We start from the raw sequence: 26,010 nt of genomic DNA, 5'->3' as shown, positions 1-26,010 counted from the left end.
ACCCTACTTTTAGCTCAAAATCGAGTCAATTCATACCTAATGTAGGGGCGCGCCGTTTGCCCCTACAAATTTGCTACGCCAGCGCACTCGCCAGAATTGGTTCAGTGCCTACGGAAGTTCCCGGCGCGTACACCTGAGTCACGTAGTCGGCAATCATTCGGTCAGTGTTGAATAGCGGCGAATTTGTCTTAATCGACGCCTTCATCATTTGAATCCAGCGATGAGGAACTCCCTTCTCATCTTGGTCATAGTAGAGAGGAACGATTTCCTCTTCTAGTAGGTGGTAGAGAGATTCCGAATCAATCCGGTCTTGCAACTCTTGGTCGCTGGTGTGGGCATCTTCACCGATTGCCCAGCCATTGCTTCCCTTACCATCTTGTCCTTCTTGATAGCCTTCGCACCACCAGCCATCGAGGACACTGCAATTAATGCCGCCGTTGAAGCAGACTTTTTGCCCACTCGTACCGGAGGCTTCTAGAGGGCGACGCGGGTTGTTCAACCAAACATCAACACCTTGCACCAAATGTTGACCCGTGTAGATGTCGTAATCTTCAACTAAGGCAACTCGGTTGAGAATGTCTGGGTGCTTGCACCACTCCATTAACCGCTGGATAATCCGCTTGCCTTCTTCGTCGTGGGGGTGCGCTTTTCCGGCAAAGACAATTTGCACGGGTCGTTGGGAATTTCCAAATATCCTCAAGGCGCGTTCGGCTTCCCGCAGCAGCAAATCACCCCGCTTGTAAGGGCTGAAGCGTCGTGCAAATCCGATCGTCAGCACGTTGGGGTCTAGCAGCTTGTCGGCGGCATCAATGCGGAATTGCTCTTCACCGCGACTAATCCGTGCCAATTTCACTTTAGAACGGGTATGAGCAATCAGGCACTCTTTGAGAACTTGGTGCCGCCACCAGATTTCCTCGTCAGGAATTCCGTCCACCTTTGCCCACATCTGTTTGTCAGCCATGCGGGTTGACCAATCTTCACCCAGGTACTTGGAATATAGGTCGCCCATGAGGGGTGCTGTCCAGGTACGCGCATGGACACCATTGGTAATGTGACCAATGGGTACTTTCTCTTCGCTACGGTCGGGATAGAGAATGTTCCACATCTTGCGGGAAACCTGACCGTGCAGTTCGCTGACGCCGTTGGCAGTGCGACACATCCGCAAAGCTAAGACGGTCATGCCGAAGGGTTCCCAAGGGTCGCCCAGTCGGCGTGCCCCTAAGGAGAGGAACTGTTCGCGCGACAGACCCAATGTAGGCCAGTAGTGGGCGAAGTAGGAATCCATCAGGTCTGAGGAGAAGACATCGTGACCTGCGGGAACGGGGGTGTGGGTGGTGAAAACGCAGCGATCGCGCACCAATCCCTCGATATCATAGAAAGACTTGCCGGTACGCTGAATTTCTTGTCGCGCAATCTCTAGGGTGCAGAATGCCGCATGACCTTCGTTCAGATGACACACCGACGGAGTAATCCCCAATGCTGTCAGCGCCCGAACGCCGCCAATTCCCAGCACGACTTCCTGGGCGATGCGTGTTTCTTGGTTGCCGCCGTACAGGTGCCCTGTCAGCCAGCGGTCAATCGGATCGTTGTCGTGTCGGTCGGTATCTAGTAGGTAAAGATTGACGCGACCGACTCGCGCCAGCCAAATTTGGGCTTTGACAATCCGTTGCCGGATTTCCATCTCAATGGTGATGGGTTCCCCTTGCTGGTTTTTGAGCAACTCCAGGGGCATCTGGTCAAAGGGATTGTTAACGTAGTTTTCTTCCTGCCAACCGCCACTATTCAACCGTTGACGGAAATAACCTTGGCGATAACAAAGCCCTACCGCGACCATCGGCACGCCTAAATCAGAGGCGGACTTCAGGTGATCTCCGGCTAAAATTCCCAAACCGCCGGAGTAGATAGGGAGGGATTCGTGGATGCCAAATTCCGCACAAAAATAGGCGACAGGTCGCTGTGGGGAAATTTGCGGCGCGACGCGAGACGCCCAAGCATTTTTTTCGTTCATGTACTTGTCAAATTGCTCGACAAGTGAATTCACCCGTTTGATATAAGCGGGGTCTTGAGCGAGCTGGGTGAGGCGCACTAAAGAAGCTGATTCTAAGATGGCGACAGCGTTATGTCCGCAGCGGTGCCATTCATCAGGATTAATGTTCTGAAATAGAGAAGTGCGATCGCTCGTCCAACTCCACCAATAGTTATATGCCAGGTCTGCCAATCGCTTGAGAGGAAACGGTAGCTTCGCACGCAGCGTTTCAATTGTTGTCATAAATTCCGTTGCACTACACTTGACAGGCTTGCTCTTGACGTTCGTCTGGATAGGGAGCGTGTTATCTTCTACGGGTTGTTTGGCTTTTAGCTAAAAAAAGTAGAGGCGCTAAGAGCCTAAAAACATCCTGCTATCCAGCCCGATTTATAGCTTTACAGGATTTCCTATATAAACTGTGTTTTTTTACACTCTTTACATTTTTCCCCCAAAAATTAGTCAAGTAATCTAAGGAAGATTATGGTTTTGTTAAGTTTTATCAGACAACGCCCAAACCGTGCCTAATCTAAACAGCCGGTTTTGCGACTTTCTCAACCCTAGACTGGCTGTAGTTGTGCCAATTAGTCATGAAAATTACAGTTAAATTGGTTAGAGTACCAACGATTCATTAAATTAACTAAGGGGGAAAAAGCCTCAACTGACTCGGCACCCCGGTTGTTAAACTCTCAATTTTCAAAGTCGCTTTAGCTTATGAATCCTGCCCTGACTCAATTTGGCGATTGTATGTCCCACCTCACTGGGGTGCGGGCAATTATGAAGGATATTAAGGAAACTCTGCAAGCAGGTATTGGACAGGAATATATTAATTTAAGTCCTGGGAATCCAGTGATTTTGCCAGAAGTAGAGCAGTTATGGCGGGATTACACCGAAGAATTGCTCGCTAACTCAAATTACGGGAATGTAGTTTGTCGCTATGGTGACTCTCAAGGCTATGAGCCGTTAATCGAAGCGGTAAAAAATGATTTTAATCGCCGCTACGGGCTAAATCTGACTCATCGCAATATTTTGATTACCCCCGGCAGTCAAACGCTTTATTTCTTTGCCGCGAATGCCTTTGGGGGCTACACCACAAGCGGTAAATTAAAGCAAATTATCCTGCCGCTGAGTCCAGATTACACGGGTTATGGGGGTCTGACTTTAACCCCAGAAGCCTTATTTGCCTATAAACCCGCTTTGGACATTGATGCCGCTGCCCACAGTTTCAAATATCGTCCGGACTTCAGCAAACTGAAGATTACAGAAGATACGGGCTGCGTGTTATTCTCGCGTCCTTGTAACCCAACCGGCAACGTCCTCACGGATGACGAGGTGAAAAAAATTGCCGATTTGGCTGCGCCTTATGATGTGCCAGTCTTAATCGATTCTGCGTATGCACCTCCGTTTCCGGCGTTAAATTTTACCGAGATGACGCCGGTATTTGGAGAGAACATCCTGCACTGCATGAGCTTATCGAAAGCGGGGCTACCCGGAGAAAGGATTGGGATTGCGATTGGGGAGGAAAAGTGGATTCAGGCGCTGGAGTGTTTCCAGACGAATATGTGTATTCATTCATCTCGGTATGGACAAGCGATCGCTGCCCGTGCGATTGAAACGGGAACGCTAGCAGAAATCGCTACCACGGTGATTCGCCCCTACTACCAGAAAAAGTTTGATGTTGTGGAAAGCAGTATCGAACAGGCAATGCCCAAAGATTTGCCTTGGTTCCTGCATCGCGGCGAAGGAGCAATCTTTGCATGGCTGTGGTTACAAGATTTACCCATTACAGACTGGGAACTGTACCAGCAGTTAAAGCAAGTCGGTGTCATTGTCGTACCAGGTAGCTCTTTCTTCCCCGGATTGCGCGAAGAATGGGCGCACAAGCAACAATGTATTCGGATTAGCCTGACTGCTACAGACCAGGAGATTGAAATCGGGATACAGCGCTTAGGGAAGGTGGTAGAGCAAGTATATTCAGTTGTTAAATGTTAGAAAGCCCTGCCGGACAGAATTCGCGGCGATGCGAACTAAGTCAGAAAAGCGCGAACTTTTAGAAGTCTCTGTGTCGCCGCCCCTTCCAGTTATCAAAGCATTCACTACCGTGTACACATATCTTTGATTAAGTGGCAAAACGTTGATTGCTCCCCCAATTTATCGGGGGTTAGGGGGATCAAAACCGGACTGGCAAGTACAAGAAGATTTGTGCGTACACGGTAGGGCATGAAAAAGAATACGGAATACGGAATACAGAAAGCTGATGACCAATGACCAGTGGTTAGAAATTGGCACAATTGTTGCCGCTCAAGGGATGAAAGGGGAGTTGCGGGTGTATCCGGAATCCCAATTCCCAGAACGCTTTGAGGAACCGGGAGAGCGTTGGATGTTGCGACCGGGCGAGACAGAACCGCAGCCAGTGAAATTGGTGAAAGGGCGGTATATAGATGGTAAAAATCTATACGTTGTACAGCTTGCTGAGGTAGAAAATCGGGATCGAGCGGAGGCGCTAGCGGGAACCAAGTTAATGGTAAAAGCTTCCGATCGCCCTATCTTGGCAGAAGATGAATACCACGTTCTAGACTTGATTGGGATGGAAGTTTTCGTTCAAGAATCGGGAGAAAACTTGGGCGTGGTGGTGAATGTAATTCCGGCTGGCAACGATTTACTGGAAGTGCAGTTGCACCAGCAACCTGTAGCTGTAGCGCCAGAGGATGAGCCGGAAACACCCCAGAAAGGGGAAGTCAATCGAACCAGTAAAAAACGGAAAGTTCTTAGACCCAAACCACCGAAGCCGTCTACCATTTTGATTCCTTTTGTGAAAGCGATCGCGCCTGTGGTAGACCTGGAGAATCGACGAATTGAAATTACGCCACCGCCTGGATTGCTAGAAATGAATCAGGACGTTTGAATTTGTTCAGAATCCCAGCGCGATCGCAACCAAGCATCTATCTCGGAATCTATCTCGGAAAATTATTTCCCAAAATAACCATGCCGTCCCCAAAAGGACGGCATGGTTACATTAACGATTCTTTGTTAATTGCTCAAGAATGCTGGTTAAGTCATTACCAAAGCGCTGGCACTGGCGCTGCCTCAGTCGTCTGCGGTTCGGTTTGAGCTGTATCTGGAGTGCTTGTGGTCTCTCCAGTGGTTGTTGTCGGACCAGGAGACGGTGTTGTCTGCACCGTTCTTCGCTGAATCGTTGTCTCTTCCACTCGACGGGTTCTGTTGAGGCGAGTAGTATCTGTCGCATCGGCTGCTTCAACCATACTCACATTGCTAGCCATATTCTGGTCATCCAATGTGGCGCTAATCTCCATTCCTGGCATGAGGTTCAACCGAGTTAGATCCTCTGGTGAGAGCATCATACTTCTGGTTGTACCGTCTGGCAGTCTTAGCGTGACTACATTGCCTCTAACGCTGCTGACGGTGCCTCTAACTACTTGATTCGTATCGGTTGAGTTAGGAGTAGTTGTGTTGGTGTTGGTTGGATTGGCAGTAGGTGTGTCGGTGTTTGTTTGGCTAATGAGCTGCCTGGATTCACCTTCTACTGGGCGAGCGATCGCTGGCAACACTGATACTGCCGAGAGTAACAGTGTTAGCATCGTACCTGTCAATACTTTGGTTTTTTGTAAACGCATTACACCCTCACTTTTAAAATATTTGGGTAATAAACTTGACTATCGGCAACAGTTGTAGTCAACAACGGATGAAAATGCCTGGATTATTGCCCAAATCCTATCTAGCTCTACTGAAGATTCAATCTACCGGACTATATAAGCCCTTAGGAGTAGAGCTGGGAATAAAATCTGACTTTGTGAGACTTGACAAGACTAGGAAAATCCAATTTTAAACAAGTCAGTCAGCTCAGTGTGATTTACAGTTTTGATCTCAGATAATAATTCGATAAGAGTCGTTGACCAGGGAAAAGAGAGGACAGGAATGCTGGGAGGTAAATTACCATCTGGAAGCTTCAAGCTGCTGTGCTTCAGTACAGCCATTCTATTGCTGGGCGTTCGGCAGCAGACGGCTGCCTCAGTTCCAACACAAGCTTTGGCAACTACCAGAGAGGCGACGATCGAATTGCCTTCGGAACCCCAATTGCCTCCGCTGGGGGCACCCTCTCTGTATCTGCCTTTAGAGGAACTCTCCCCAGCGAGTACCACGCCCGATACTCATTTAGTGATTAAATTAAGCGATCGCCGCGTCTATGTCTACCGAGACAATCAGGTGAAAGCAAGTTATCCTATCGCAGTCGGTAAAAAGGGCTGGGAGACGCCTACAGGCACGTTTAAGGTGACGCAAATGCTACGCAATCCAGCTTGGCAGCATCCTTGGAATGGAAAAGTCGTTCCTCCAGGTGCAGATAATCCTTTAGGAGCCAGGTGGATTGCTTTTTGGACAGACGGACGCAATTTTATCGGGTTTCATGGCACCCCCCAGGAAAAACTGGTGGGACAGGCAGTTTCTCACGGCTGCGTCCGGATGCGTAATCAGGATATTTTGGCTTTGTATGCACAGGTCAACATCGGAACTCCTGTAAAAGTAGAGCCTTAGAGTCCTGAAAGTTGCCCAATTAAAAATACAGCGGCTTGTTAATTTTTAATTAAACCAAAGGCAACAAAATCTCAAATTCGGTGGCAATGCCTGGTTTAGGTTCTCCGCTGGAATTGCTAGGAGTGGCATACCCCTGAGGAGATCCGCTCTCTGGGCATCCACTGCGCGAGTAATCCTCAGGACATACACTAAGCGAGTCGCCCAAACGGCATACACTACGCGATCGCATTCTTAATTTTCCACCGTGCTTCGCCGTCACAATCTGATAACTTACCGATAAACTCGTCTCTTTAGCAGAGCGTTTCTCTACAGAAAAAGACTCAAGAATTTGCTGCTGTACTTCCGGAGACATCCCAGGGCCATTATCGGCAATGCGAATGGAAACCCAGCGCGAATCAGAAACTCCTGTCTGACTTGCCTTGTGCGAACAAACCTCAGTCGTGATTTCGATCCGAGGTTTCTCTTGAATATTCGGGGGCGATGTTCCTTGAAAATCTTGAGTAAACTGCTGAACGACTGCTTGATTAATCAATGCATCAATCGCATTCGTCAGGATATTCATGAAAACCTGATTCAATTGACCCGCGTAGCATTGTACCGGCGGCAAATGACCATAATTTCTGATAATTTCAATTTCGTTGTTTACACGACTTTTTAAAAGCAAAACAATACTATCTAAACAAGCGTGTAAATCGGCAGGCTTAGGATAAACATCATCAATATGGCAGAAGTTTTGCAGACTCATCACGAGCTTTTTCAATCGTTCTGCTCCGGCTCGGATGCTGGCAATTGAGCGGGGTAAGTCCTGTTGTACAAAATCAAATTCTATGTCTTCTTTCAGAGCCGCAATTTCTTCAGGAATCTGCGGCAGATGTGTCTCATAAGCAGACAGCAATTCTATCAAGTTTTCAGTATAAGTTGAGACATACGTTAAGTTCCCCCAAATAAAGCCAACCGGGTCTAAAATTTCGTGAGCAACTCCATCTACTAAGCGCCCTAAGCTTGCCATTTTCTCACTTTGAATCATCTGAGCTTGGGTGCGTTCATATCGCACCTGAGCTTCGATTCCCCGGATTTGCCAAGAAACAACATTCAAATCCTGAACATCTAACAGCCGATAATCAGATTCTCCCACTTGCACTACGACAGGTTCTGCCAAAAATTCAGGCGATCGCCGCAGCGCCTGGTGGGTTGCTGTCAAAATCGGCGTACTATCGGGAAGGATTAAAACCTCAGAGTGGGCGTACTTGTAGAGGATGTGCAGCGGTTTGTGCAAAAACAGCTCTAGTCGATGAGGACGGATCAGGTACTCCAAAAGCCGCCGCCGCGAAATCATCCCAGCAAACTGACCCTGTTCGACTAAGATGGCTCCTGGCAGTAGAGGATGCTTCTCAAAAATTCGGGCAATATCCACACCCAGACAGATGGGTTTTACCAGAAAGTTGTACAGCGGCAATTCCCCAAGAGTTGACTCTATAGAGAGGTCGCGATCGCTCCCTTGGGACAAGGACGGAAGTGATATAAATCCGTTTGGTACCGACACACAACGCCCACAAATGCAGCAGTGAAGCTGGAATCAGCTATGACCATAGACTACCATTTTCAGCAGTTTTCCACCTGCCCTTGAGGTTAATTTCTGCTACTATTTTCCAGAAAAATTGTGAACAAGCGCCTTAACCGAGTGGCAATCGGATCTCGAATTCTGTGCCCATCCTTGGTTGTGAATCTTCTATCTCCCTGGAATTAGCTAGCAACTGTGCCGCTGCTGGTGCCTCGCATCCGCTAGCCGCACTATAGATTCTGTCTTGCCGGGGATACGAATCTGCGATTCCTATTCCTACGGCGGAAGCTACGGGCACCGACAACGCTTCAACTACGGAACCATTATGGGAGGCGGTGCTAGGAGGAGGATACGCCAAAGGCGAGCAATCCTCTGGACATACACTACGCGATCGCACCGATAAATGACCCCCGTGTTTCTCAGTAACAATTTGATAACTAATTGCCAATCCCAATCCCGTTCCCTTGCCCACCGGCTTTGTAGTAAAGAACGTCTCAAAAATCCGATCCTGAATTTCTGGTGGAATTCCCGGCCCATTATCCGCAATCCGGATTACAACCCATTCAGAATCTTGGATTTCTAAAACTTCCGTCGTAATCTCTATCTGGGGTTGCCAATCCGACCCGTCAGTGACTCGATCTTTGAGTGCATCAATCGCATTACTAATGATATTCATAAATACCTGACTCAGTTGACCTGAGTAGCAATTCACCAGTGGTAAATCGCCATATTTTTTAATTAATTGAATCCCCTGCTTGATGGGATTATTTAAAATTAATAAGGTACTTTCAATACATTCGTGTAAGTCAGCAGGCTGTCTCTTGGTTTCATCCATATGAGAAAAGTTTCGCAGACTGCCAACGATTTTTGTTAATCGTTCCGCACTCAGCTTCATACTTCCTATCAACTTAGGCAAATCTTCTAGAAGAAAATCATATTCAATTTCCTCTTTCAATTCTTCGATTGTATTCAAAGTTTCAGCTTTTTCATAAGCTGCCAATAAACCGATTAAATTTTTGTAATAAGTTTCTACAAAACCAAAATTCCCATTAATGCAGTTAATGGGGTTTCTAATCTCATGGGCAACCTCAGCAACCGTCCGTCCCAAACTCGCCATTTTTTCGGTTTGCAGCATCTGAGCTTTGGTTTGCTCGTTGAGCAACTCGGTTGTGAGTTCATGAATTTTTGACTGTGCCACCAATAATTGATGTACATCTAGTAATCGGTAAATTCCTGGCGCTAACTCTACCACAATCGGTTCATAGAGTAGCTCAGGAGGTCGTTGCAAAGACTGCTTTGCCGCCGCTACAATTAACGTATTGCCAGAAAGTTTCAAAACATGGGTACTGGCGAATTGATATAAAGATTGTAAGGGTCGTTTTAAAAATAATTCTAGTCCATAAGGACGGCTCATTTGTTCTAAAAATCGTCGCCGCGAAATCATTCCCGCAAACTGACTTTCTATCGTTAAAATGACCCCTGGTAGCAGCGCATTTCCTTCAAATTCTTTGTTAACTTCCTGCCCCAGACCAGAGGCTTCTATCTGAAAATCGTATAGCGGAAGCTCTTGAAGGGTTGACTCTAAATTGAGGTTCTTTATCTGGGACAGAGGAAGAACTGATAATTCCGGCGGAGATTCTTGCCAAGCCATCATAAATTACCTCAATCAGTTCTTATTCGCTGTATAGGGAGATGCAAAATTTACTTTATCCCCACATTCTACTGATTTAAGTTATAAATTTTACAGCTAAAACCTTAGTTTAACTTTAAATATGATTTAAAGATTTGATTAACCTTTGGTTAAAAAATGACGACTCAAGAGGTTTTTTAATTGTTATAAAAATACAATAATTTACACTTTTTACTAAACTAAAACAACTCTATATATTTATCTAAAGCGGAATAATTTGTATTCAAGAAGTTGCAGATGGCTCAAAAACGGATGAGCGATCGCGCGGAATGCGAAGCAAATGACCTTGAGACCGATCTCGTCCAGTCTGTTTTGCTTGATAAAGCTTTTCGTCCGCCGCTGCAATCAGCATTGCAGGTAAAAAATTTGAGCTAGGAAAGATCGTGGCAACGCCTAAACTCAGGGTGATGCACTCGCTTACTTCTGAGCAAACATGGGCTATCTTCAAGGCTTTCACAGTCAATCTGATGCGTTCTGCGACCTGAAGGGCACCCTCTAGCGATGTGTGCGGCAAAATCACGGCAAATTCTTCGCCCCCATAGCGTGCCACTAAATCTTCCGGTCGCTGCACTGCTTGCTGGATGGCACCCGCTACCTGTCGCAAAGTGTCATCACCCGCTTGATGACCGTAGGTATCGTTGTACTTTTTGAAGAAATCAACATCGCACAAGATCAGCGATAATGCTGAATTACTCGCCTGCATCTGGTGCCAACAGGAATCGAGATAGCTATCAAAACGGTGTCGGTTAGCAACCCCAGTCAAACCATCAGAAGTGGCAAGGCGCAGCAATTGTTGGTTTGCTGCTTCCAGATGAGTATAAAGTTGAGTGAGCAGTTCAGTTGCTAATTCGTGAATTTGCGACTGAGCAATCAGTAATTCATGTACATCTAATAATCGATAAACTTGCGGCGCGACCTCCACCACAATCGGTTCATAAAGTAACTCAGCCGCTCGTTGCAAAGAGTGACGCGCCGCCGCCACAATTAATGTATCGCCGTTCAGAATCAAAGTTTCCGTTTCGGCAGAACGATATAAACATTCAATGGGACGTTTGGAAAAGAGTTCTAATCCGTAGGGACGGCTCATGTATTCCAAAAATCGCCGCCGCGAAATCATCCCAGCGAATTGACCCTGCTTCATCAAGATGACGCCTGGGAGTAGCGGATTGGCTTTAAGAGTCTGAGTTACTTCCCAACCAAGTTGATGATCTTCAATCTGACAATCGTGAAGCGATAGCGATCGCAGCGTGGACTCTAAACACAAGTCTTGCTGGCTTCGATTGGATGACAAAGGAAGTGATAAAAATGCGTTCAGCACAGGGTACCCCGCTGCATGAAAACGCAGCAATGGAAGCTTGAGTATACTTCAAGCTTAGGATAGCATTTTCACTAGCAATCGTCCGTGTTACAAACTACAAAGGTTCGGTAAACTCCGTAAATTTACGGTAAAGCAACCGATAGATAAGGGAGAAAGCGAGCAACTTTTGGTAATCGGGTTCGTCCACTAGCACATTCATCAGCCCTAGTGATGAGTAGTAATAACCGCTAAAATGTCTTGGCAACCTCATAAAGCTAAAAAAGGCTTCTCACGATCCAAAGCATGAATCAACTGCACAACGCTTTCACCTTGTTTTTGAGTTTGCTGGTAGAGGCAATGCCTTTCTTACTACTGGGGGTATTGCTCTCCGGTTTGCTCCTGTTGTGGATTGATGAGGGCAAGCTGATTTCTGCTATGCCGAAGAACCCCATATTGGGGGCATTTGTAGGCAGTTGTGCGGGCTTTTTGTTTCCGGTGTGTGAGTGCGGCAACGTGCCGGTGGCGCGACGGTTGCTGATGCAGGGAGTGCCTGCACCTGTGGCAGTTGGGTTTTTGCTAGCGGCACCGACCATTAATCCGATCGTCATCTGGTCAACCTGGGTAGCGTTTCGAGATCAGCCAGAAATTGTCGTTTTGCGGGTGGTATTTTCTTTATCGATCGCGACGATTATTGCCTCGGTTTTCAGCGTTCAATCTAATCTGAAGCCGTTACTGCAACCCGCGATCGCTTGCGCCATACCTCAGATGCAAACTCAAGGGGCACGGGAAGACGATACTCCCACCTTGTTAAAATCCGGCACGTTTTGGCTGGGACAACCGCAACCGATAATGAGCGCCGTTGGCGTCTCCGGCGGTGGGATGATGGGTCAATCGATTACGTCAAAACCCCTGCCTTTCAAGCTGCGGATGTTCCTTGATAATACAGTGCAAGAGCTGCGGGAATTGGGAGGCGTGTTAATTTTGGGAAGCGCGATCGCAGCGGCGATTCAGGTACTCGCTCCCCGCGAACTGATCCTCAGCTTGGGTCAGGGACCAATCACCTCCATCCTTGCGATGATGGGATTAGCGGCTCTCGTGTCCATTTGTTCAACGGTCGATTCCTTTTTTGCCCTTTCCTTTGCCACAACATTTACCAGCGGCTCCTTGTTAGCCTTTCTGGTATTTGGCCCCATGATTGACCTCAAAGGCATCGGTTTGATGTTATCCATTTTCAAACCCAGAGCTGTGTTTTACCTATTTGGTCTTGCAGCTCAGCTGACTTTTATAATGACTCTCCTGTATACGTACTTTTTCTAAGATGAGTGGTGAGTTGCAATTGGCTCAGGGAAAACAGATTCCTAGAACGATTCACAATCAACCCGTCTTAAATTAGCGATTCGTACCCTTACCAATGACCAATCAACCAAAAATTATTTCTCAAAAATTTATAATTCCCGGCTTGGATGTCCTAGCACTAACGGCTTGGGGAGCCTTGCTCCTGAAATATTGGTTCACGGGTCAGTTATACCTGCTGATTCACAAAGATTACTTTAAATATGTTGTTGTCACTGCCATCTGCTTGTTAATTATGGCGGCATTGAGCGCCATGCAACTGATTGGGAAAATATTAAATAACCGGAAGGAAAAGCGGTCGGTGGCAGTTCTTCAGCACATCACCCTATTTCCTCCTGGTTGGAGCAGTGTATTGTTACTGTTGACGGCAATCGCTGGTTTATTGGTTGCCCCCCGCGCCTTTAACTCAAGCACAGCGCTCGCTCGGGGAATTACCGATTCTTTGACCTTGACACGAGTGCAACCCCAATCATTTCGCTCTTCAACAAGACCGGAAGAGCGATCGCTCATGGACTGGGTGCGGACGCTCAACTTCAATCCAGAACCCGATACCTACACGGGTCAAAAAGTTAAAGTAAAGGGATTTGTTGTCCATCCACCAAAACTCTCTGAGCAATATCTGTTAATTTCGCAATTTGTGATTACCTGCTGTGCCGCAGATGCTTATCCCGTGGGACTGCCAGTGAAACTCACTGAAAACCGGACAGCTTATGCCCCTGATACTTGGTTAGAAGTTGAAGGTGAGATGATCACTGAAACTCTAGAAAACAAACGCCAACTCACCATCAAGGCAAACTCCCTCAAAAAAATAGAAGCACCGAAGAACCCGTATGATTATTAGACGATTTTAGATTTTAGATTGGCGAGGACGAAGGCAGTGATAAATCGAAAATCAAAAATCGAAAATCGAAAATGGGGGCAACCTGTTGACCGTCTGGCGCTAGCGCTGATGCTGGTGCTAAGCGTGGTGATTGGGCTAGTCGTGTGGGGTGGCGATGCCTGCGGCACGAACTGTTTTTTAGTCACCGGACCTCGCGTGCGGGATTTCAACTGGCAGGGAGAAAAAATAGGTGTTGAGGATACTTCCTTTATCCTCACCTTTAGCCGCCCGATGGAACACAGCAGCGTGGAAGCAAATCTGCGAATCGCTCCACCTTTGGGGGGTAAATTCAGTTGGGCGGGGCGGAAGATGTCTTATACCCTCACTTCCCCAGCATCCTATGACACCGACTATAAAGTGGAATTACAGGGGGCGCGAGAGCGCTTGGGGACTCAAGGAAAAACAGGAAGGGCAATTCAGCCGTTTACGAGTCAGTTTCGCACCCGCGATCGCGCTTTTATCTACCTGGGCGTTGAGAAAGAAGAACAGGGACAGTTAATCCTCTACAACCTCACCCAAAACAAAAAAACCGTTCTGACGCCTAAAGACCTCGTGGTGATGGACTTTAAGGTGTATCCAGATGGTGACAAGGTTTTGTTTTCTGCCACCGACGCGACGAATAACCAACCCGGTGTATTGGCGCAACAACTGTACACCGTCAGTACCGGACTCCATTACAAAACCAAAGGAAAATCTGAAAAGGATCTCGATCCCCCAGGCAGAATGAATCTGGTTTTAGATAATAAAAATTACCAGAATCTCAAATTTGACTTAGCGGCGGATGGGCAAACGATTGTTGTTCAGCGGGTGAACAGCCAAAATCCAGCCGAATTTGGCTTGTGGGTAGTCCGACCGAATGCACCGCCGCAACCGCTGAATAACCAACCGGGCGGGGATTTTTTGATTGCGCCGGATAGTGCCTCGGTGGCAAGCGCTCAGGGAGAGGGCATCGCGATTCTGCCGCTGACACCAGGAGCCAAACCGCTAGATTTTCTGCCCAAGTTTGGGATGGCGCTGGATTTTGCCAGAGATGGCTCGGCAGCAGCGATGGTGAAATTTAATACAGATTACACGCGATCGCTCTTTTTAGTCACCAACCAAGGCGCACAGAAAGAACTGCTGCGAACAAATGGCTCAATCCTCAACTGTCAGTTTGCTCCTTATAAGGAAACGCTCTACTGCCTGCTGACTCAGTTACTGCCAGGAGAAGAGTACCAAGAACAGCCTTACATTGCGGAAATTGACCTCCAGACAGAGAAAGGGACTCTGGATGCAAAGGCGATCGAGCCGCTGTTGCTCCTGCCCACCCAGCGGGATATTCAGATGAGTCTGGCACCGGATGGGTTAGCGCTGCTGTTTGACCAAGTTGTGACCAACGAGACGGCAACCGCGGCAGACAGTTTGAGAACCAGTGAAGGACAAGCGATCGCGACCAGTCGCCTTTGGCTGCTTCCCCTGAGCCAGCCAGAAGCTGCACAACCCCAAGCCCAGATCCAACCAGAGGCGCTGCCTTTCGCTGGATTTCATCCGCGCTGGGTACCATAAAAGAGCCAAGTTTTACTCATTTAAAAGGCAAAATAAAGAAGGAAATCCCTAAAAATTTTGCCTTTTAAATTTTTTATTTTTAAAATTTAATAATTTTTATCCTTCAAGGGTGTGCAAATACATAACTTCCTCGATCGGTACCGACAAGGAGAACGCGATTTTTCCTATGTAGACCTCAGTGGAGCCAGCCTCGGCGGGGTCAATCTCCGCGATATAAACTTAACCGGAGCGAACTTGAGCGGTGCCAACCTCAGTTGGGCTTCTCTGAACCAATCCAAGCTGATTGGTGCTTGTCTGCGCCAAGCCGATATGCGGAGTGTCAACCTCACAGGTGCCAATCTTAACCAGGCAATTTTGAGTCGCGCTCGGATGGTGAAAGTGGACTTGCGTTTAGCCACTCTCCAAGACGCCGACCTCAACTGGGCGGTGCTTCAAGAAGCCGACTTGAGCGGTGCTGACTTGCGTAGGGCGAAGCTGGATCAAATCAATCTCGAAAATGCCAAACTCAACGGCACTCAGTTAATCGAAGCCGAGTTGATGGAGGCAAATCTCCGTCGCGCTAGCTTGGTTGGCGCAAACCTCAGCAGTGCAAATCTTCGGGAAGCGCATCTAGAAGCTGCGAATTTACGAGATGCAATTTTAGTCGGCACCAACTTGACGGAAGCCGACCTCAGTTCAGCCTACTTGCGGGCGGCAAATTTGACTGAGGCAGACTTGCATCGGTCAATTCTCATCGGTGCCGATTTGAGCGAGGCGATTCTCAATAGTGCTGACTTGAGTCGGGTAAATTTAACGGGAGCGTATTTACTCAAAGCCAGTTTGCGAAAAGCTTATTTACTGCGAGCGATCTTGCAGGATGTGTATTTGTTACGTGCCGACTTGAGCGAGGCAAATTTACGCGGGGCGGATCTGCGGAAAGCTGATTTGAGCGGGGCATACCTGGGCGACTGCACGATGTCCGAGGCAAATTTGGGCGACGCCTATCTTCTAGAAAGTCATCTGATTCGCACCAATCTGGACCAAGCGCAACTGACCGGCTGTTGCATCAGCAACTGGCATCTTGAGGATGTCGATCTTTCTAAGGTGGAGTGCCGTTATGTTTTTACCCGGTTTAATTACGCGACTAAAAAACCGACTGAGCGCTTTCCAATCGGTCGGGATTTTGAGCCGGGGGAATTTGGCAAGGACGATAGCACCGGGGACGCGGAGGGTGCGGAGGGTGCCACTACCATAGAAGTTTTTTTGAAAGAAGCTCCGAATTGGGAAGCGCTAGTGTTTACTTTGGCTCAGGTGCAACTCGATTCTCCTGACTTGCAACTCAGTATTAAGTCTTACCAACCCCAGGAGGAGCAGTATCTGCTAAAACTGGCGTCGAGTCATTTTGTGAATGCGAAAACTCTGTCTCAACGAGTTTTGCAGATCTACCCGGAGATGCTCCAGTTGGTGGAGTCTAAGCGACAAGCGATCTTGGATCTGCTGGAAATCAAGGTTCGCCCAGAAAATCCACCTGTAACGCTGAAGGTACCGCCACCACCACCGCCACCGTTACTACCGTCGCCTCCACCCGATTATCGGCTGCGGATTTATCAAGAGGTGGTGAAACAGATCCAACTGATTATCCTCTCCCAAGCGCCAGAGCAGTTGGTCGAAAGCGTGCAGCGGTTGTTGAATTTCCTGAAGAACGAGGGGATCTCGACCGAAGAAATCCAAAAGACAATGATTAGTCAGGCGCTGGTAAAGCGAGCAAAGCAAGACCAGACGTTCCAAAAGCAGTTGTTGCAGTGGGAGAAGACGGCGGATGAAACGGTGCGTTTTTCAATGGTGGGGGAGTCACTCCGGTTAGCGATCGTGCTCATTTGGCCCCATCTTCCGCAAAAATAGAGTTGTCTATGTAGATGAGACAGCTCTAGCCCCACCCGCGTTCAACCTGGTACGCTCAAGGGAGGCGCTGGTGATACCGTGTATGCGATCGCTGAATAAAAATTCCCACAACCATCTCTTCATCAAGCTAATTCCCTATTTATTATTCTTGGGGATTTTGGGGATAACGCTGCTTTCTTTGCTTAGCTTAGTTGGCTGGAATATCTTTTTAGAACAGCTTTCTCACTTTAAACTGCAATATCTCATTGTAGGGTTAGTGTTATTTGCCTTACTCTTACTGACTCGCAAAAAACTCTTAATCTTGATTAGCCTATTTTGTATTTCTCTACTCTTAGCAGAGATACTCCCTTGGTATATTTCTCTATCGCCAAAACCGGGGAATAATATTGAATCTATCCGAATTTTAAGCTCAAATCTGAATACGCAAAATAAAAGCTATTCAAAAATATTATCTGTCGTTAGAAAAGAAAAACCAGAAATTACTGTCTTTTTAGAAGTTAACGACGCTTGGATAAAACAATTAGATTCTCTTCTTGATATTCTTCCCTACTCCATTAAAAAACCTAATCCTTATAATCTAGGTATCGCCGTTTATAGTAAGCAGCCTCTCACCAACGCTTCTATCAATCTTTTTGGGACAGATAAAAATAATAGTATTGTTGGCAACTTTACGATGAACGGACAATTGATTTCCCTGATTGCCACTCATCCGCTACCGCCCGTCAAACCTACCTTCTTTCATTCTCGGAATCAACAGCTAGACAAAATCAGCCAATATATACAAAAATTGAAAACCCCAGTTGTAATGGTTGGGGATTTAAATATAACTATGTGGTCTCCTTATTACAAAAGATTTATCAATAAAACTGGGCTGCATAATGCCCAGAAAGGATTTGGGATTCTACCGAGTTGGCCTATGAAAGCTTCTTATTCTCAAACTCTCCCACCTTTCTCTTTTGCTTTATCCATTCCTATCGATCATTGTTTAATCAGTCCAGAAATTAAAGTCAAGAATATTCGCACTGGGCCGAATGTTGGTTCAGACCACCGACCTTTAATTGCAGACTTGGTAATTCCAGAAAAGAAATGAACCACTCCAGGCGCAGACAACACAAAAGGTAGAAATGAGGGCAAGATAGGTAAACTGAGAGCAAAAGCAATGCAATATGTCCCCTTAGTGGTGTTCGCTCCTTAGAAATCCCTTCCCTAGCCCCTTAAAAGGGAGGAAATTTGCCCCTTTTGTTAATCAGGGTTTGGGGATCGAGCCTTAACCGAAAAAGATTGGGAAACGATCGCTAGAAAAAGGGAAAATGTTTGCCAATAGACTCGGCAGCAGATTATCCTAAAGAACGCAATTTATGAGTTTCGGGTGGTTAAGAACCATTGTTTGACAATATTAATGTTTCTACGGGTAGCAGAGGCAGTGACGGCAAAACCGCCGGTCATCAGTTTGATGGTTGGTCGCTAGAAGAGCGAAATCCCGATGTGATTAAAGCTTGGATGCCGGTATGGGAATGGTTCTACCGCCACTATTTTCGGGTTCAAACGGATGGCTGGCATCATATGCCCCCCGAAGGGAAGGTGCTGGTTGTCGGTTCCCATAATGGAGGTTTGGCTTCGCCCGATACTTCGATGTTTTTGTATGACTGGTTCCGCCGGTTTGGCTACGAACGCTTAGCTTATGGACTCATGCATCCGTCAGCTTGGAAAACTCCTATCTTCGCGGTGCCAGCTGCCCAGGTAGGGGCGCTGATCGCGCATCCGAAAGTAGCGATCGCTGCCCTCCAGAAGGGTGCATCCGTACTCGTCTATCCTGGCGGGGCTGAAGATATGTTTCGTCCTTACAACCAGCGTTATCAAATTCATCTAGCAGGGCGTAAGGGATTTATCAAACTGGCACTGCGGGAAGAAGCGCCAATTGTACCGATTATTTCTCATGGTGCCCACGAGACGCTGATTGTTCTAGCAGATTTCTACCAGCAAGTGCGACAACTGCATGAATGGGGCTTTCCCTGGAAGTTAGATGCTGAAACGGGTGTATTTCCACTTTATTTAGGGTTGCCTTGGGGAGTGGCAATTGGCCCGATCCCGAATTTTCCGCTACCAGTGCAAATTCATACCCGCGTCCTCGCCCCAATTGTGTTTGAACGCTATGGTCGTGCAGCAGCTAGCGATCGCGCTTATGTGAATGCTTGCTATGAAAAAGTTTGTACCCAGATGCAACTTGCACTAGACCGTTTAGTTCTAGAAGTTAGCGCGAGGCAATCATCCGCACCCTAAAAAGGCACAGGAACTAAACCAACTGCGAAGAAGCCAGAGAAAAGAATACAAGAGGGCGATCGCACCGGGGATCTTCCCCTCCCAACTCACTTTTTCACCTAGTAGCGGTGAATTAATGAAGGCGAAGCACGCTTGAGAGTAACGTTGCTTCGCTATCCCGCGACTAATTATCTATATTGATTCATCCTCGGTATCGTGATAGAGATGAGGACTTGAGGGTGCCAAAGCTCAAGTGAATCTAGGGAGAAGCAATCGAGATGAAAACAAAGGGGTTGAGATGAGCATAGAGAGTTATCCACCACCAGTAAACCAGCTGCTCACCTATGGCAATTGCGCCGAGATGGACTTTGACAATTGGCCTGACTATCTGGAACTCGGTATTGCCCCCACGGACATTCCTAACTTGATCCGCATGGCAACAGACAACGAGTTATACCGGGATGATGAAGACACGCTCGAATCCTGGGCACCCATTCATGCCTGGAGAGCATTGGGCCAACTCCGCGCTGAGGCTGGCATTGAGCCGCTCATGGGCTTGTTTGAGAAAGAGGAAAGCAACTATTGGGAATGGATTGCCGAAGAACTGCCATTAGTCTATAGCATGATCGGGCAAGCCGCGATTCCGGCTCTGGCGGCTTATCTAGCGGATACCTCTCAGGCGATATTCCCCCGCACAACGGCTCTTAACTGTCTGGAAGACATTGCAATCGATCATCCTGAGGCTCGTCCTGAGTGTGTTGCGATTCTCACCCATCAACTGGAATCGTTTGCAGAAAACGGCTCAGAATTGAATAGCTTTCTCATAGGTTCCCTGGTCGATCTGAAGGCGGTAGAGTCCGCGCCGCTGATAGAGCGTGTCTTTGCTGCTGATACCGTGGATCGTTTCTTGGTAGGAGACTGGGATGATGTGCAGGTGGGATTGGGCTTGAAGTCGCCTGAAGAATTACCGAAGAAAGAATTTAACCAGAGCTTTCAAAGAAAGGGGGTCAGCGATCCTGGCTTCACGGGTTCATCAATTTCTCAGGAAGCAAAAGGCTTTCGCCCTGGCAAGAGCGATCCCAAAGCCAAGTCTAAAAAAAAGATGTCCAAGGAGTCACGCAAGAAAAACCAGAAAAAGCGGAAGTAATTTAATCGGGGTTAGCGATTGTTGAGGTGCGAACTGACAAGTCAGCGCTAGGCGAACGCCTTGCTTTGAGGACACGCGCTCGCCTCTGACTCAGCTGGGGTCAACGATATATTTTTGCTCCGGTAGTACATTGTGCGATCGCACATCAGTTGCCTCTGTCCCTGATTCGGTATCAGCGATCGCCTGCACGGACTCTATAAACTGGCTATCCAGCAAAAAAACTCCTCTGGCAAAGCGGACGCTCCAATATCCCCCTGGACGCCGGTCAACAACGACCCCCTCTTCCCCAAGCTGAATCACATCAGGAGGACGCAGCATCGGCATCGGTTCCGCTGTTTTAACGTAAGGCGGCAACGTTACCACACGGACTCGCTCACCAATTACAAATTCTTTAGACATCAGTTTTTAGGTAATGAAGTAGTTGGGTGTCAGTAGTCATTAGTTCTAAGTTCTTTGCGAGTGACACCAATGACTAATAACAACTGACTAATGACTACTTATCAAATATTCAAGGCGCTTGCCAAATCTTTTGGTGATATTGCTCTACATTTCTGTATGGATCTTCAGCAGGGTGAGCATGATCGTGACCATGCCCATGCCCATGCCCATGCCCATGCCCATGCCCATGCCCATGCCCATGTCCATGATGGGAATGATCGTGGGCGGGAGTGTGCCCGTTACTGTTGCTATTGGCTGCTATCCTGAATTTGCACATTTCGCAATTCATTTGCACTTGCCCCAACTGCGTCTCAATTTCTCGTTCTCTTAATACAGACAACAACTGAGGGTGAATGCCCATTTCTGGTAGGCAAGTCATGGAAATATCCGGGTATTGCTCCTGTTGTTGCGCCGTGATGTCGAAAATCTTTTTAACTAAGACGCCGGTAAATAGGAAGTACGGTAGGACGATAATGCGTTTAGGCTCGTAGAGTCTAGCACGGCGGAACCCTTCTTCCAGACGGGGATGGGTAATGCCAATAAAGCAAGTTTCAACGGTGGCGTAGCCGCTACCTTCCCACAGAATCCGGGCAAGCTTATAAACATCGCTGTTCGCATCAGGATCGCTGGAACCCCGACCGACAAAGAGCAGAACCGTTTCTGAGCGATTGTACTGGGGTTGGTCTAATTCCGAAAGACGCGATCGCCACAAATCCAAAATCCCTGGCGTAATCCCAAAATGACGCCCATAGTAAAACTTCACCTGGGGATGTCTAACCCTTGCCCGGTCTAACTCATTCGTAACATCAAACTTATTGTGTCGAGCTGCAAATAGCAAAATCGGCAATACAGAGAGTTCCGTGTAACCCTCTTCTACACAGCGATCCACCCCCTCCTGTATCGTGGGGGTAGTGAGTTCTAGAAAACAAGGTAAAACAGGACGCGACGGGTCTAACGCTTGATACGCATCGGCAAAATCTAGAAGACTCTGCCGTCCATCCTCATCTTTGGTGCCATGACCAACCATCAACAACGGACGACGCAAAGGTAGCGGCGGCAATTGAATCGACTGGGGAGTAGGGGATTGCAGTCCCATCAGATCGGTTGAATTTATACTAGGCATCAATTTGATTGCTCCTTTCCCGTGCAAGGCAGGAAGTTAGACTGTATGAAGGTAGTACTAAGTAGGCATTCTGGCTTCCGAGAGTCATCTCGTTTACAGCTGCCGCACAGCCCCGGATTTGCACCGGCGTTTCCCCACGTTGTTACCCTTTACGTGTGCCTTGATATCTTAGCCGATCCGGTCGCAGCTCAAAATCCAGGGGGAGGGGGTATTCCCAAGACTCTCCAGATGCCAGTTTTTGATGCCCCATCAAAACTGAAGGAAAATTTTTCCAACTTTATCGAGTATCATTCGCAAGTTTGACGCTCGCTCGAGCAACTCTAGAATTGATTGACCGTTTGTGGCTTTTTTACAAAAGCGGGATGCTCCCATTTTTTGTAGCTTATAGAACCTTATCAATCCAAACCATTGCTGACTGTATAAAGCTAACCCCATACATAGAAGTCTGATAAAAAATACAAATTCTCCATTACAAAATACCGCCCTGAGTGCGACGACGTACAGCCAGTGCTAACCCGGCAAAAACTAAGGAAGTCATACTTGAAGGCTCAGGTGTAGATACGGGTGCAACGTTTAATTTTACTCGACGCCCTGTTTGCATCGAGAGTGAAATATTTGCCGAGGTTGATGAAGAATACACTTGCCATCTGTTCAACTCTCTAGGCGGCGCAGTGAATTGCACCAACATTTCCCAATTGCTGTCAAGCGAACCAATGGCTAAACCATCAGTGCAACAAGCTCCCCAACTCTGATTTGAAGTAAAGACGGTGCCAGTGGAATTTGCAGTTGCCTCACCTAAATCGTCTACAATTTTTAATTCCGCCGTATCTCCCAACAAGTTAAAGCTCATTTTAGCTGCTCCACCTGTTAGATTACCCGGCTTAGAATGAACGATGAACAGTGACAGCCCATCAATAGCATCTACAAAAAAAAGGTGAGATTGCTTAGCCGTTAAACTCAGGACTGGGTTACTAAAGGATGAATTATAACCTTTGCTATACTGGTAGTAATTGGCTGCTGTTTTATTTGTACTGAAAGCGTCAACAAACCCCAAGATATTACTATCAAAATCACCCAAACCTGGTTTAGATTCTTGCGACACCTTAAGCATCGTGGCGGCTTCGGAGCGCTGGGCAAAGAATGGAACAAACAGCGCGATCGCTACCAACATCAAAAGCTTTTTCATGACTTGTTATTTTGTAGATGCTCTGCTTACTAAAACCAGAATACGTTTATTTAAATAAAGTTAGAATAAAGTCAAATTAATAAAATTGTAAATTTAATAATTACTACATCTTTATTTCAGGAAAAATACGAATTGACTTTAAAGTAAATATTAGTTCTTCTGAAACGCTTCCTCCTAGACGGAATCACCCCATTTAATTTTTCTTGATTTTCCACAGCGAACCCTCTTCTGTTACCTTCGCCAGTACAGAAGAGGGTTTGCCAATTGATATGCTTTCTAAATGAGCTGAATTAAGGTTTATTTAGAAAACTGGAAATTTTACCTTTAATTGCTGCTGAAGTGGCACGTTAACGAAATCCTGCGGAAGAGGATGTCCCTCCTAATATCCGAGAGTATCCGCTCCCCCTAAGGAAGTTTAAAAAGCAGGGTGGTTTCATACAACCCTTAGAAAATATCGAGGCATTGCGACATTTTGTAGGGGCATGGCAATCAAAAAGCCCCTACCGCCAACCAAAATCAACGCTACATAATTTTCTTTTAATAAATGAAACCACCCTGCCTTAGAGAAGCTTAAAGAGGAAGGACCCGAACCACTCAAAGTCCCCTTTTTAAGGGGTATCATCAGTGGGTAAGCGTGTCACAATAATTTTCACACCTCCGCTAAGCTGCCTTTACCCAATTAACCTAGCCGCATGAATGATTGAATAATTGTAAAGCTTCTTCTTTTAGAATTCCTTTGGTCACTTTTATTTTCTTAAACCCTTTTCTAATAATTTCTTCACTAGATAAGTCAAGCTGGGGAACACCAGCCTCAATTAAGTCTTGAATGGAAGCTCCAAATATAATTTCAGATATCCCTGCCCATATACAAGCTGTTGTACACATTGGGCACGGTTCGCAAGTTGTGTACAAGGTATAACCTTCTAAAGAAGGATTTTTCATTTCTTTTGTTAAACAACGAATCGCGTTAAGTTCTGCATGGGCGGTTGGGTCATTATCCGTTTCGACAGTATTGTGCGCTTTAATAATTACTTGATTGTCTTTAACAATTACTGCACCGTAAGGAGCATCTCCTAGCTTTGCTTCTTCCAGGGCTATCTTCATAAACTTTTCTATTTTCATCCAACTCCTGCGACAAAAAAATCTTTCTGGATAAGACTTATCTTATCCTATTTTAAGGTAAGGCTATAAATTATCATCCTTAAATCAACTGAATAAAATGCTAAAAAACAATTGCTTAATTTTTGAACATTAGCAATCTATATCAACCACAGGAAAGTATTCCGTCCATCAGAATATGTTCGACTTCCTTCAAGAAAGCCTGCAACAACGCCGCGCTTAGTTGTTGCGGGTCAGTACGAGTAATTCGCGATACCAAAATTTTATCGAGCAGTTTCGTGACCCTAGTATAAGCTTGAACGGCTAGAGCTAGCATCACGCTCCTACAACTCTTTAATTAATCGGGAATTATTTTGATTTCCTTCCCCGTGATGTTACCCTAAGCGACAAGATGAACGTCTTCGTTCGATAGAGTGATGCCTATCACCCTGTTATTTATTAATGTCTTGCTTCTGGAAACTCTACTATGCGCTTGACTTCGCTCGATGTGTTTCGAGGTATTGCCATTGCGGGAATGATTTTAGTTAATCAGGCGGGAGTTGCCGACCAAGTTTATCCTTTCCTGGAACACGCAGAATGGCACGGCTGCACCTTGGCAGACTTGGTATTTCCCTTCTTTCTATTTATTGTCGGCGGGGCAATGACCTTTTCCCTTTCCAAATACGCGGAAGGGAACCGCCCTACTGCCGATGTTTATAGACAAATTTTACGCCGAGCGGCGATTCTTTTTATTCTTGGTTTGCTGCTGAACGGCTTCTGGAATTATGACTTCAGCTCCATCCGCATCATGGGCGTCTTGCAGCGGATTAGCCTTGCCTACCTGGTGGCTGCTCTGATAGTTCTTAACGTGCCACGCAAAGGACAGTGGGTACTCGCAGCACTGCTACTCATTGGGTACTGGATGGCGATGTCTTTGATCCCGGTTCCCGATTATGGAGCTGGTGTCTTAACGAGGGAAGGGAATTTTGGCGCTTATATTGACCGCCTGATTATTGGCACAGCGCATCTGTATAAGGGAGATAATTTCAACTCAATGGGAGATCCTGAAGGTCTTTTCAGCACTCTTCCAGCAGTTGTCACCGTCCTCACCGGCTACTTTACGGTTGACTGGATACGCACCCAACCAGTACAGTCACGCACCAGTATCGGCTTGGTCTTGTTTGGCATTGCTTGCCTAGTCGCTGGATGGGCGTGGGGGTTAACGTTTCCCATCAACAAGAAACTGTGGACGAGTTCTTTTGTGCTTTTCACAACTGGTTGGGCGTTGCTGTTGCTGGCAGCTTGTTATGAATTGATGGAAGTGCGGAAGTTCCGTCGATGGGGAAAGCCGTTTGAAGTTATGGGGTTAAACGCTATCTTCGCGTTCGTCGCCTCAGTTGTGCTGATTAAAATCCTAGCTAAAACCCACGTCGGAACCGGCGAAACCGCCCCAACTACTTATAACTGGATCTATGAGAATGCCTTTGTGTCTTGGGCGGGAGCGATGAACGCCTCTTTATTGTTCGCCATCATGACATTGTTGTTCTGGTGGGCGATTCTGTACGCAATGTATCGCCAAAAGTGGTTTTTGAAAATCTGAGACAGCACTTCCTCATGACTCCAGAAATGACCGGGATCACTTAGTTTTTAAGGTGTTGTCACAATTTTTTCTAGCTTGCATCACTGGGGATGGTTCGGAAAAAGCTGAGAGTAGAGATATCAAATTCTTGATCTGACCATGACAGCTGAGTTTTTTCCGACCCAAGTGACTATCGAGGATCTAGTTGCTCAGATATTCGTCTCCCGCCGGATTACTCCCGTGAATCAGTACCAGCTGCAAACTGTTCTGCTCACTAAAGATTGGTTGGATGAAGAAGAACAAACCATGCTCAATCGGCTATTTTATGGTGTCCGTCATGGTTTGCTGAAACTAGGGGAATGAATCGAAGATATTGGTCAAAAAGCTGCTAAGAAACGG

General features: G+C 46.8%; 23 protein-coding genes and 1 riboswitch. Of the genes, 12 read left to right on the top strand and 11 right to left on the bottom strand.

The window, feature by feature from the left end:
• Window positions 1-73: 73 nt before the first annotated feature.
• The gene (glgP, locus tag NC997_RS20900) at window positions 74-2,269 is read right to left on the bottom strand and encodes an alpha-glucan family phosphorylase (protein ID WP_190525554.1); all 2,196 of its coding nucleotides are present in this window, start codon (window positions 2,267-2,269) and stop codon (window positions 74-76) included.
• 468 nt (window positions 2,270-2,737) lie between these two features.
• On the opposite strand from glgP, the gene NC997_RS20895 reads away from it, so the two are divergent.
• Both NC997_RS20895 and rimM read left to right on the top strand, forming a co-directional pair.
• Window positions 2,738-4,015: a valine--pyruvate transaminase gene (locus tag NC997_RS20895; RefSeq protein ID WP_190525553.1), complete on the top strand. Its 1,278-nt coding sequence runs from the start codon at window positions 2,738-2,740 to the stop codon at window positions 4,013-4,015.
• A gap of 265 nt (window positions 4,016-4,280) precedes the next feature.
• A complete protein-coding gene (gene rimM, locus NC997_RS20890; RefSeq protein WP_190525552.1) occupies window positions 4,281-4,928 on the top strand; it encodes a ribosome maturation factor RimM in 648 nt (215 codons plus the stop codon).
• 154 nt (window positions 4,929-5,082) lie between these two features.
• Here the strand turns inward: rimM and NC997_RS20885 are convergent, their stop codons facing one another.
• Window positions 5,083-5,658 (bottom strand): hypothetical protein, encoded by a 576-nt coding sequence (locus tag NC997_RS20885; RefSeq protein WP_190525551.1) that lies wholly within the window; start codon window positions 5,656-5,658, stop codon window positions 5,083-5,085.
• A gap of 301 nt (window positions 5,659-5,959) precedes the next feature.
• Between NC997_RS20885 and NC997_RS20880 the strand changes: the two genes are divergently transcribed.
• Complete coding sequence (locus tag NC997_RS20880) at window positions 5,960-6,574, top strand: L,D-transpeptidase family protein (RefSeq protein ID WP_190525550.1); 615 nt, start codon at window positions 5,960-5,962, stop codon at window positions 6,572-6,574.
• Between the two features lie 49 nt (window positions 6,575-6,623).
• On the opposite strand, the gene NC997_RS20875 is transcribed toward NC997_RS20880, so the two are convergent.
• The 4 genes from NC997_RS20875 to NC997_RS20860 form a co-directional block, all read right to left on the bottom strand.
• Entirely contained in the window at window positions 6,624-8,117 is a 1,494-nt protein-coding gene (locus tag NC997_RS20875; protein ID WP_190525549.1) for an ATP-binding protein, read from the bottom strand.
• Between the two features lie 130 nt (window positions 8,118-8,247).
• Window positions 8,248-9,789, bottom strand: coding sequence for an ATP-binding protein (locus NC997_RS20870; RefSeq protein WP_190525548.1), 1,542 nt, complete (start codon window positions 9,787-9,789; stop codon window positions 8,248-8,250).
• 259 nt (window positions 9,790-10,048) lie between these two features.
• Window positions 10,049-11,143: a diguanylate cyclase gene (locus NC997_RS20865; RefSeq protein ID WP_190525547.1), complete on the bottom strand. Its 1,095-nt coding sequence runs from the start codon at window positions 11,141-11,143 to the stop codon at window positions 10,049-10,051.
• A gap of 94 nt (window positions 11,144-11,237) precedes the next feature.
• Window positions 11,238-11,393, bottom strand: coding sequence for a hypothetical protein (locus NC997_RS20860; RefSeq protein ID WP_190984779.1), 156 nt, complete (start codon window positions 11,391-11,393; stop codon window positions 11,238-11,240).
• A gap of 32 nt (window positions 11,394-11,425) precedes the next feature.
• Here NC997_RS20860 and NC997_RS20855 point away from each other — a divergent pair, with 32 nt between their 5' ends.
• The 7 genes from NC997_RS20855 (at window position 11,426) to NC997_RS20825 (ending at window position 20,187) form a co-directional block, all read left to right on the top strand.
• Window positions 11,426-12,439, top strand: coding sequence for a permease (locus NC997_RS20855; RefSeq protein WP_190411675.1), 1,014 nt, complete (start codon window positions 11,426-11,428; stop codon window positions 12,437-12,439).
• A gap of 94 nt (window positions 12,440-12,533) precedes the next feature.
• On the top strand, window positions 12,534-13,316 hold the full coding sequence (locus NC997_RS20850) for a TIGR03943 family protein (RefSeq protein ID WP_190525546.1): 783 nt from the start codon (window positions 12,534-12,536) through the stop codon (window positions 13,314-13,316).
• 108 nt (window positions 13,317-13,424) lie between these two features.
• Window positions 13,425-14,900 carry a hypothetical protein gene (locus tag NC997_RS20845; RefSeq protein WP_242031280.1) on the top strand — a complete coding sequence of 492 codons (1,476 nt, stop codon included), beginning with the start codon at window positions 13,425-13,427 and terminating at the stop codon, window positions 14,898-14,900.
• 111 nt (window positions 14,901-15,011) lie between these two features.
• Window positions 15,012-16,781, top strand: coding sequence for a pentapeptide repeat-containing protein (locus NC997_RS20840; protein ID WP_190525545.1), 1,770 nt, complete (start codon window positions 15,012-15,014; stop codon window positions 16,779-16,781).
• A gap of 157 nt (window positions 16,782-16,938) precedes the next feature.
• On the top strand, window positions 16,939-17,871 hold the full coding sequence (locus NC997_RS20835; RefSeq protein ID WP_242031278.1) for an endonuclease/exonuclease/phosphatase family protein: 933 nt from the start codon (window positions 16,939-16,941) through the stop codon (window positions 17,869-17,871).
• Between the two features lie 305 nt (window positions 17,872-18,176).
• The gene (locus tag NC997_RS20830) at window positions 18,177-19,061 is read left to right on the top strand and encodes a lysophospholipid acyltransferase family protein (RefSeq protein ID WP_347276067.1); all 885 of its coding nucleotides are present in this window, start codon (window positions 18,177-18,179) and stop codon (window positions 19,059-19,061) included.
• Between the two features lie 277 nt (window positions 19,062-19,338).
• Complete coding sequence (locus NC997_RS20825; RefSeq protein ID WP_190525543.1) at window positions 19,339-20,187, top strand: hypothetical protein; 849 nt, start codon at window positions 19,339-19,341, stop codon at window positions 20,185-20,187.
• Window positions 20,188-20,277: 90 nt separating this feature from the next.
• Here the strand turns inward: NC997_RS20825 and sipA are convergent, their stop codons facing one another.
• From sipA to NC997_RS20800, 5 genes are all read right to left on the bottom strand, one after another.
• A complete protein-coding gene (gene sipA / locus NC997_RS20820) occupies window positions 20,278-20,586 on the bottom strand; it encodes a regulatory protein SipA (protein ID WP_190525542.1) in 309 nt (102 codons plus the stop codon).
• 109 nt (window positions 20,587-20,695) lie between these two features.
• Complete coding sequence (locus NC997_RS20815; protein ID WP_190525541.1) at window positions 20,696-21,748, bottom strand: sirohydrochlorin chelatase; 1,053 nt, start codon at window positions 21,746-21,748, stop codon at window positions 20,696-20,698.
• 42 nt (window positions 21,749-21,790) lie between these two features.
• Window positions 21,791-21,926, bottom strand: a riboswitch (cobalamin riboswitch).
• 291 nt (window positions 21,927-22,217) lie between these two features.
• Entirely contained in the window at window positions 22,218-22,934 is a 717-nt protein-coding gene (locus tag NC997_RS20810) for a hypothetical protein (protein ID WP_190525540.1), read from the bottom strand.
• A gap of 684 nt (window positions 22,935-23,618) precedes the next feature.
• Window positions 23,619-24,056 carry a nucleoside deaminase gene (locus NC997_RS20805; protein WP_190525539.1) on the bottom strand — a complete coding sequence of 146 codons (438 nt, stop codon included), beginning with the start codon at window positions 24,054-24,056 and terminating at the stop codon, window positions 23,619-23,621.
• A 142-nt stretch (window positions 24,057-24,198) separates the two neighbouring features.
• Window positions 24,199-24,372 carry a hypothetical protein gene (locus NC997_RS20800; RefSeq protein WP_190525538.1) on the bottom strand — a complete coding sequence of 58 codons (174 nt, stop codon included), beginning with the start codon at window positions 24,370-24,372 and terminating at the stop codon, window positions 24,199-24,201.
• Window positions 24,373-24,519: 147 nt separating this feature from the next.
• Between NC997_RS20800 and NC997_RS20795 the strand changes: the two genes are divergently transcribed.
• On the top strand, window positions 24,520-25,632 hold the full coding sequence (locus NC997_RS20795; RefSeq protein WP_190525537.1) for an acyltransferase family protein: 1,113 nt from the start codon (window positions 24,520-24,522) through the stop codon (window positions 25,630-25,632).
• 138 nt (window positions 25,633-25,770) lie between these two features.
• On the top strand, window positions 25,771-25,974 hold the full coding sequence (locus NC997_RS20790) for a hypothetical protein (RefSeq protein WP_190411686.1): 204 nt from the start codon (window positions 25,771-25,773) through the stop codon (window positions 25,972-25,974).
• The last annotated feature ends 36 nt before the right edge of the window (window positions 25,975-26,010 follow it).

Origin of the sequence: Trichocoleus sp. DQ-A2 (assembly GCF_039961915.1) — a bacterium.
Classification (GTDB): Bacteria; Cyanobacteriota; Cyanobacteriia; order Cyanobacteriales; family FACHB-T130; genus FACHB-T130.
The sequence above is the reverse complement of the archived record's forward strand: the minus strand, read 5'-3'. Positions and strand labels throughout refer to the sequence as shown.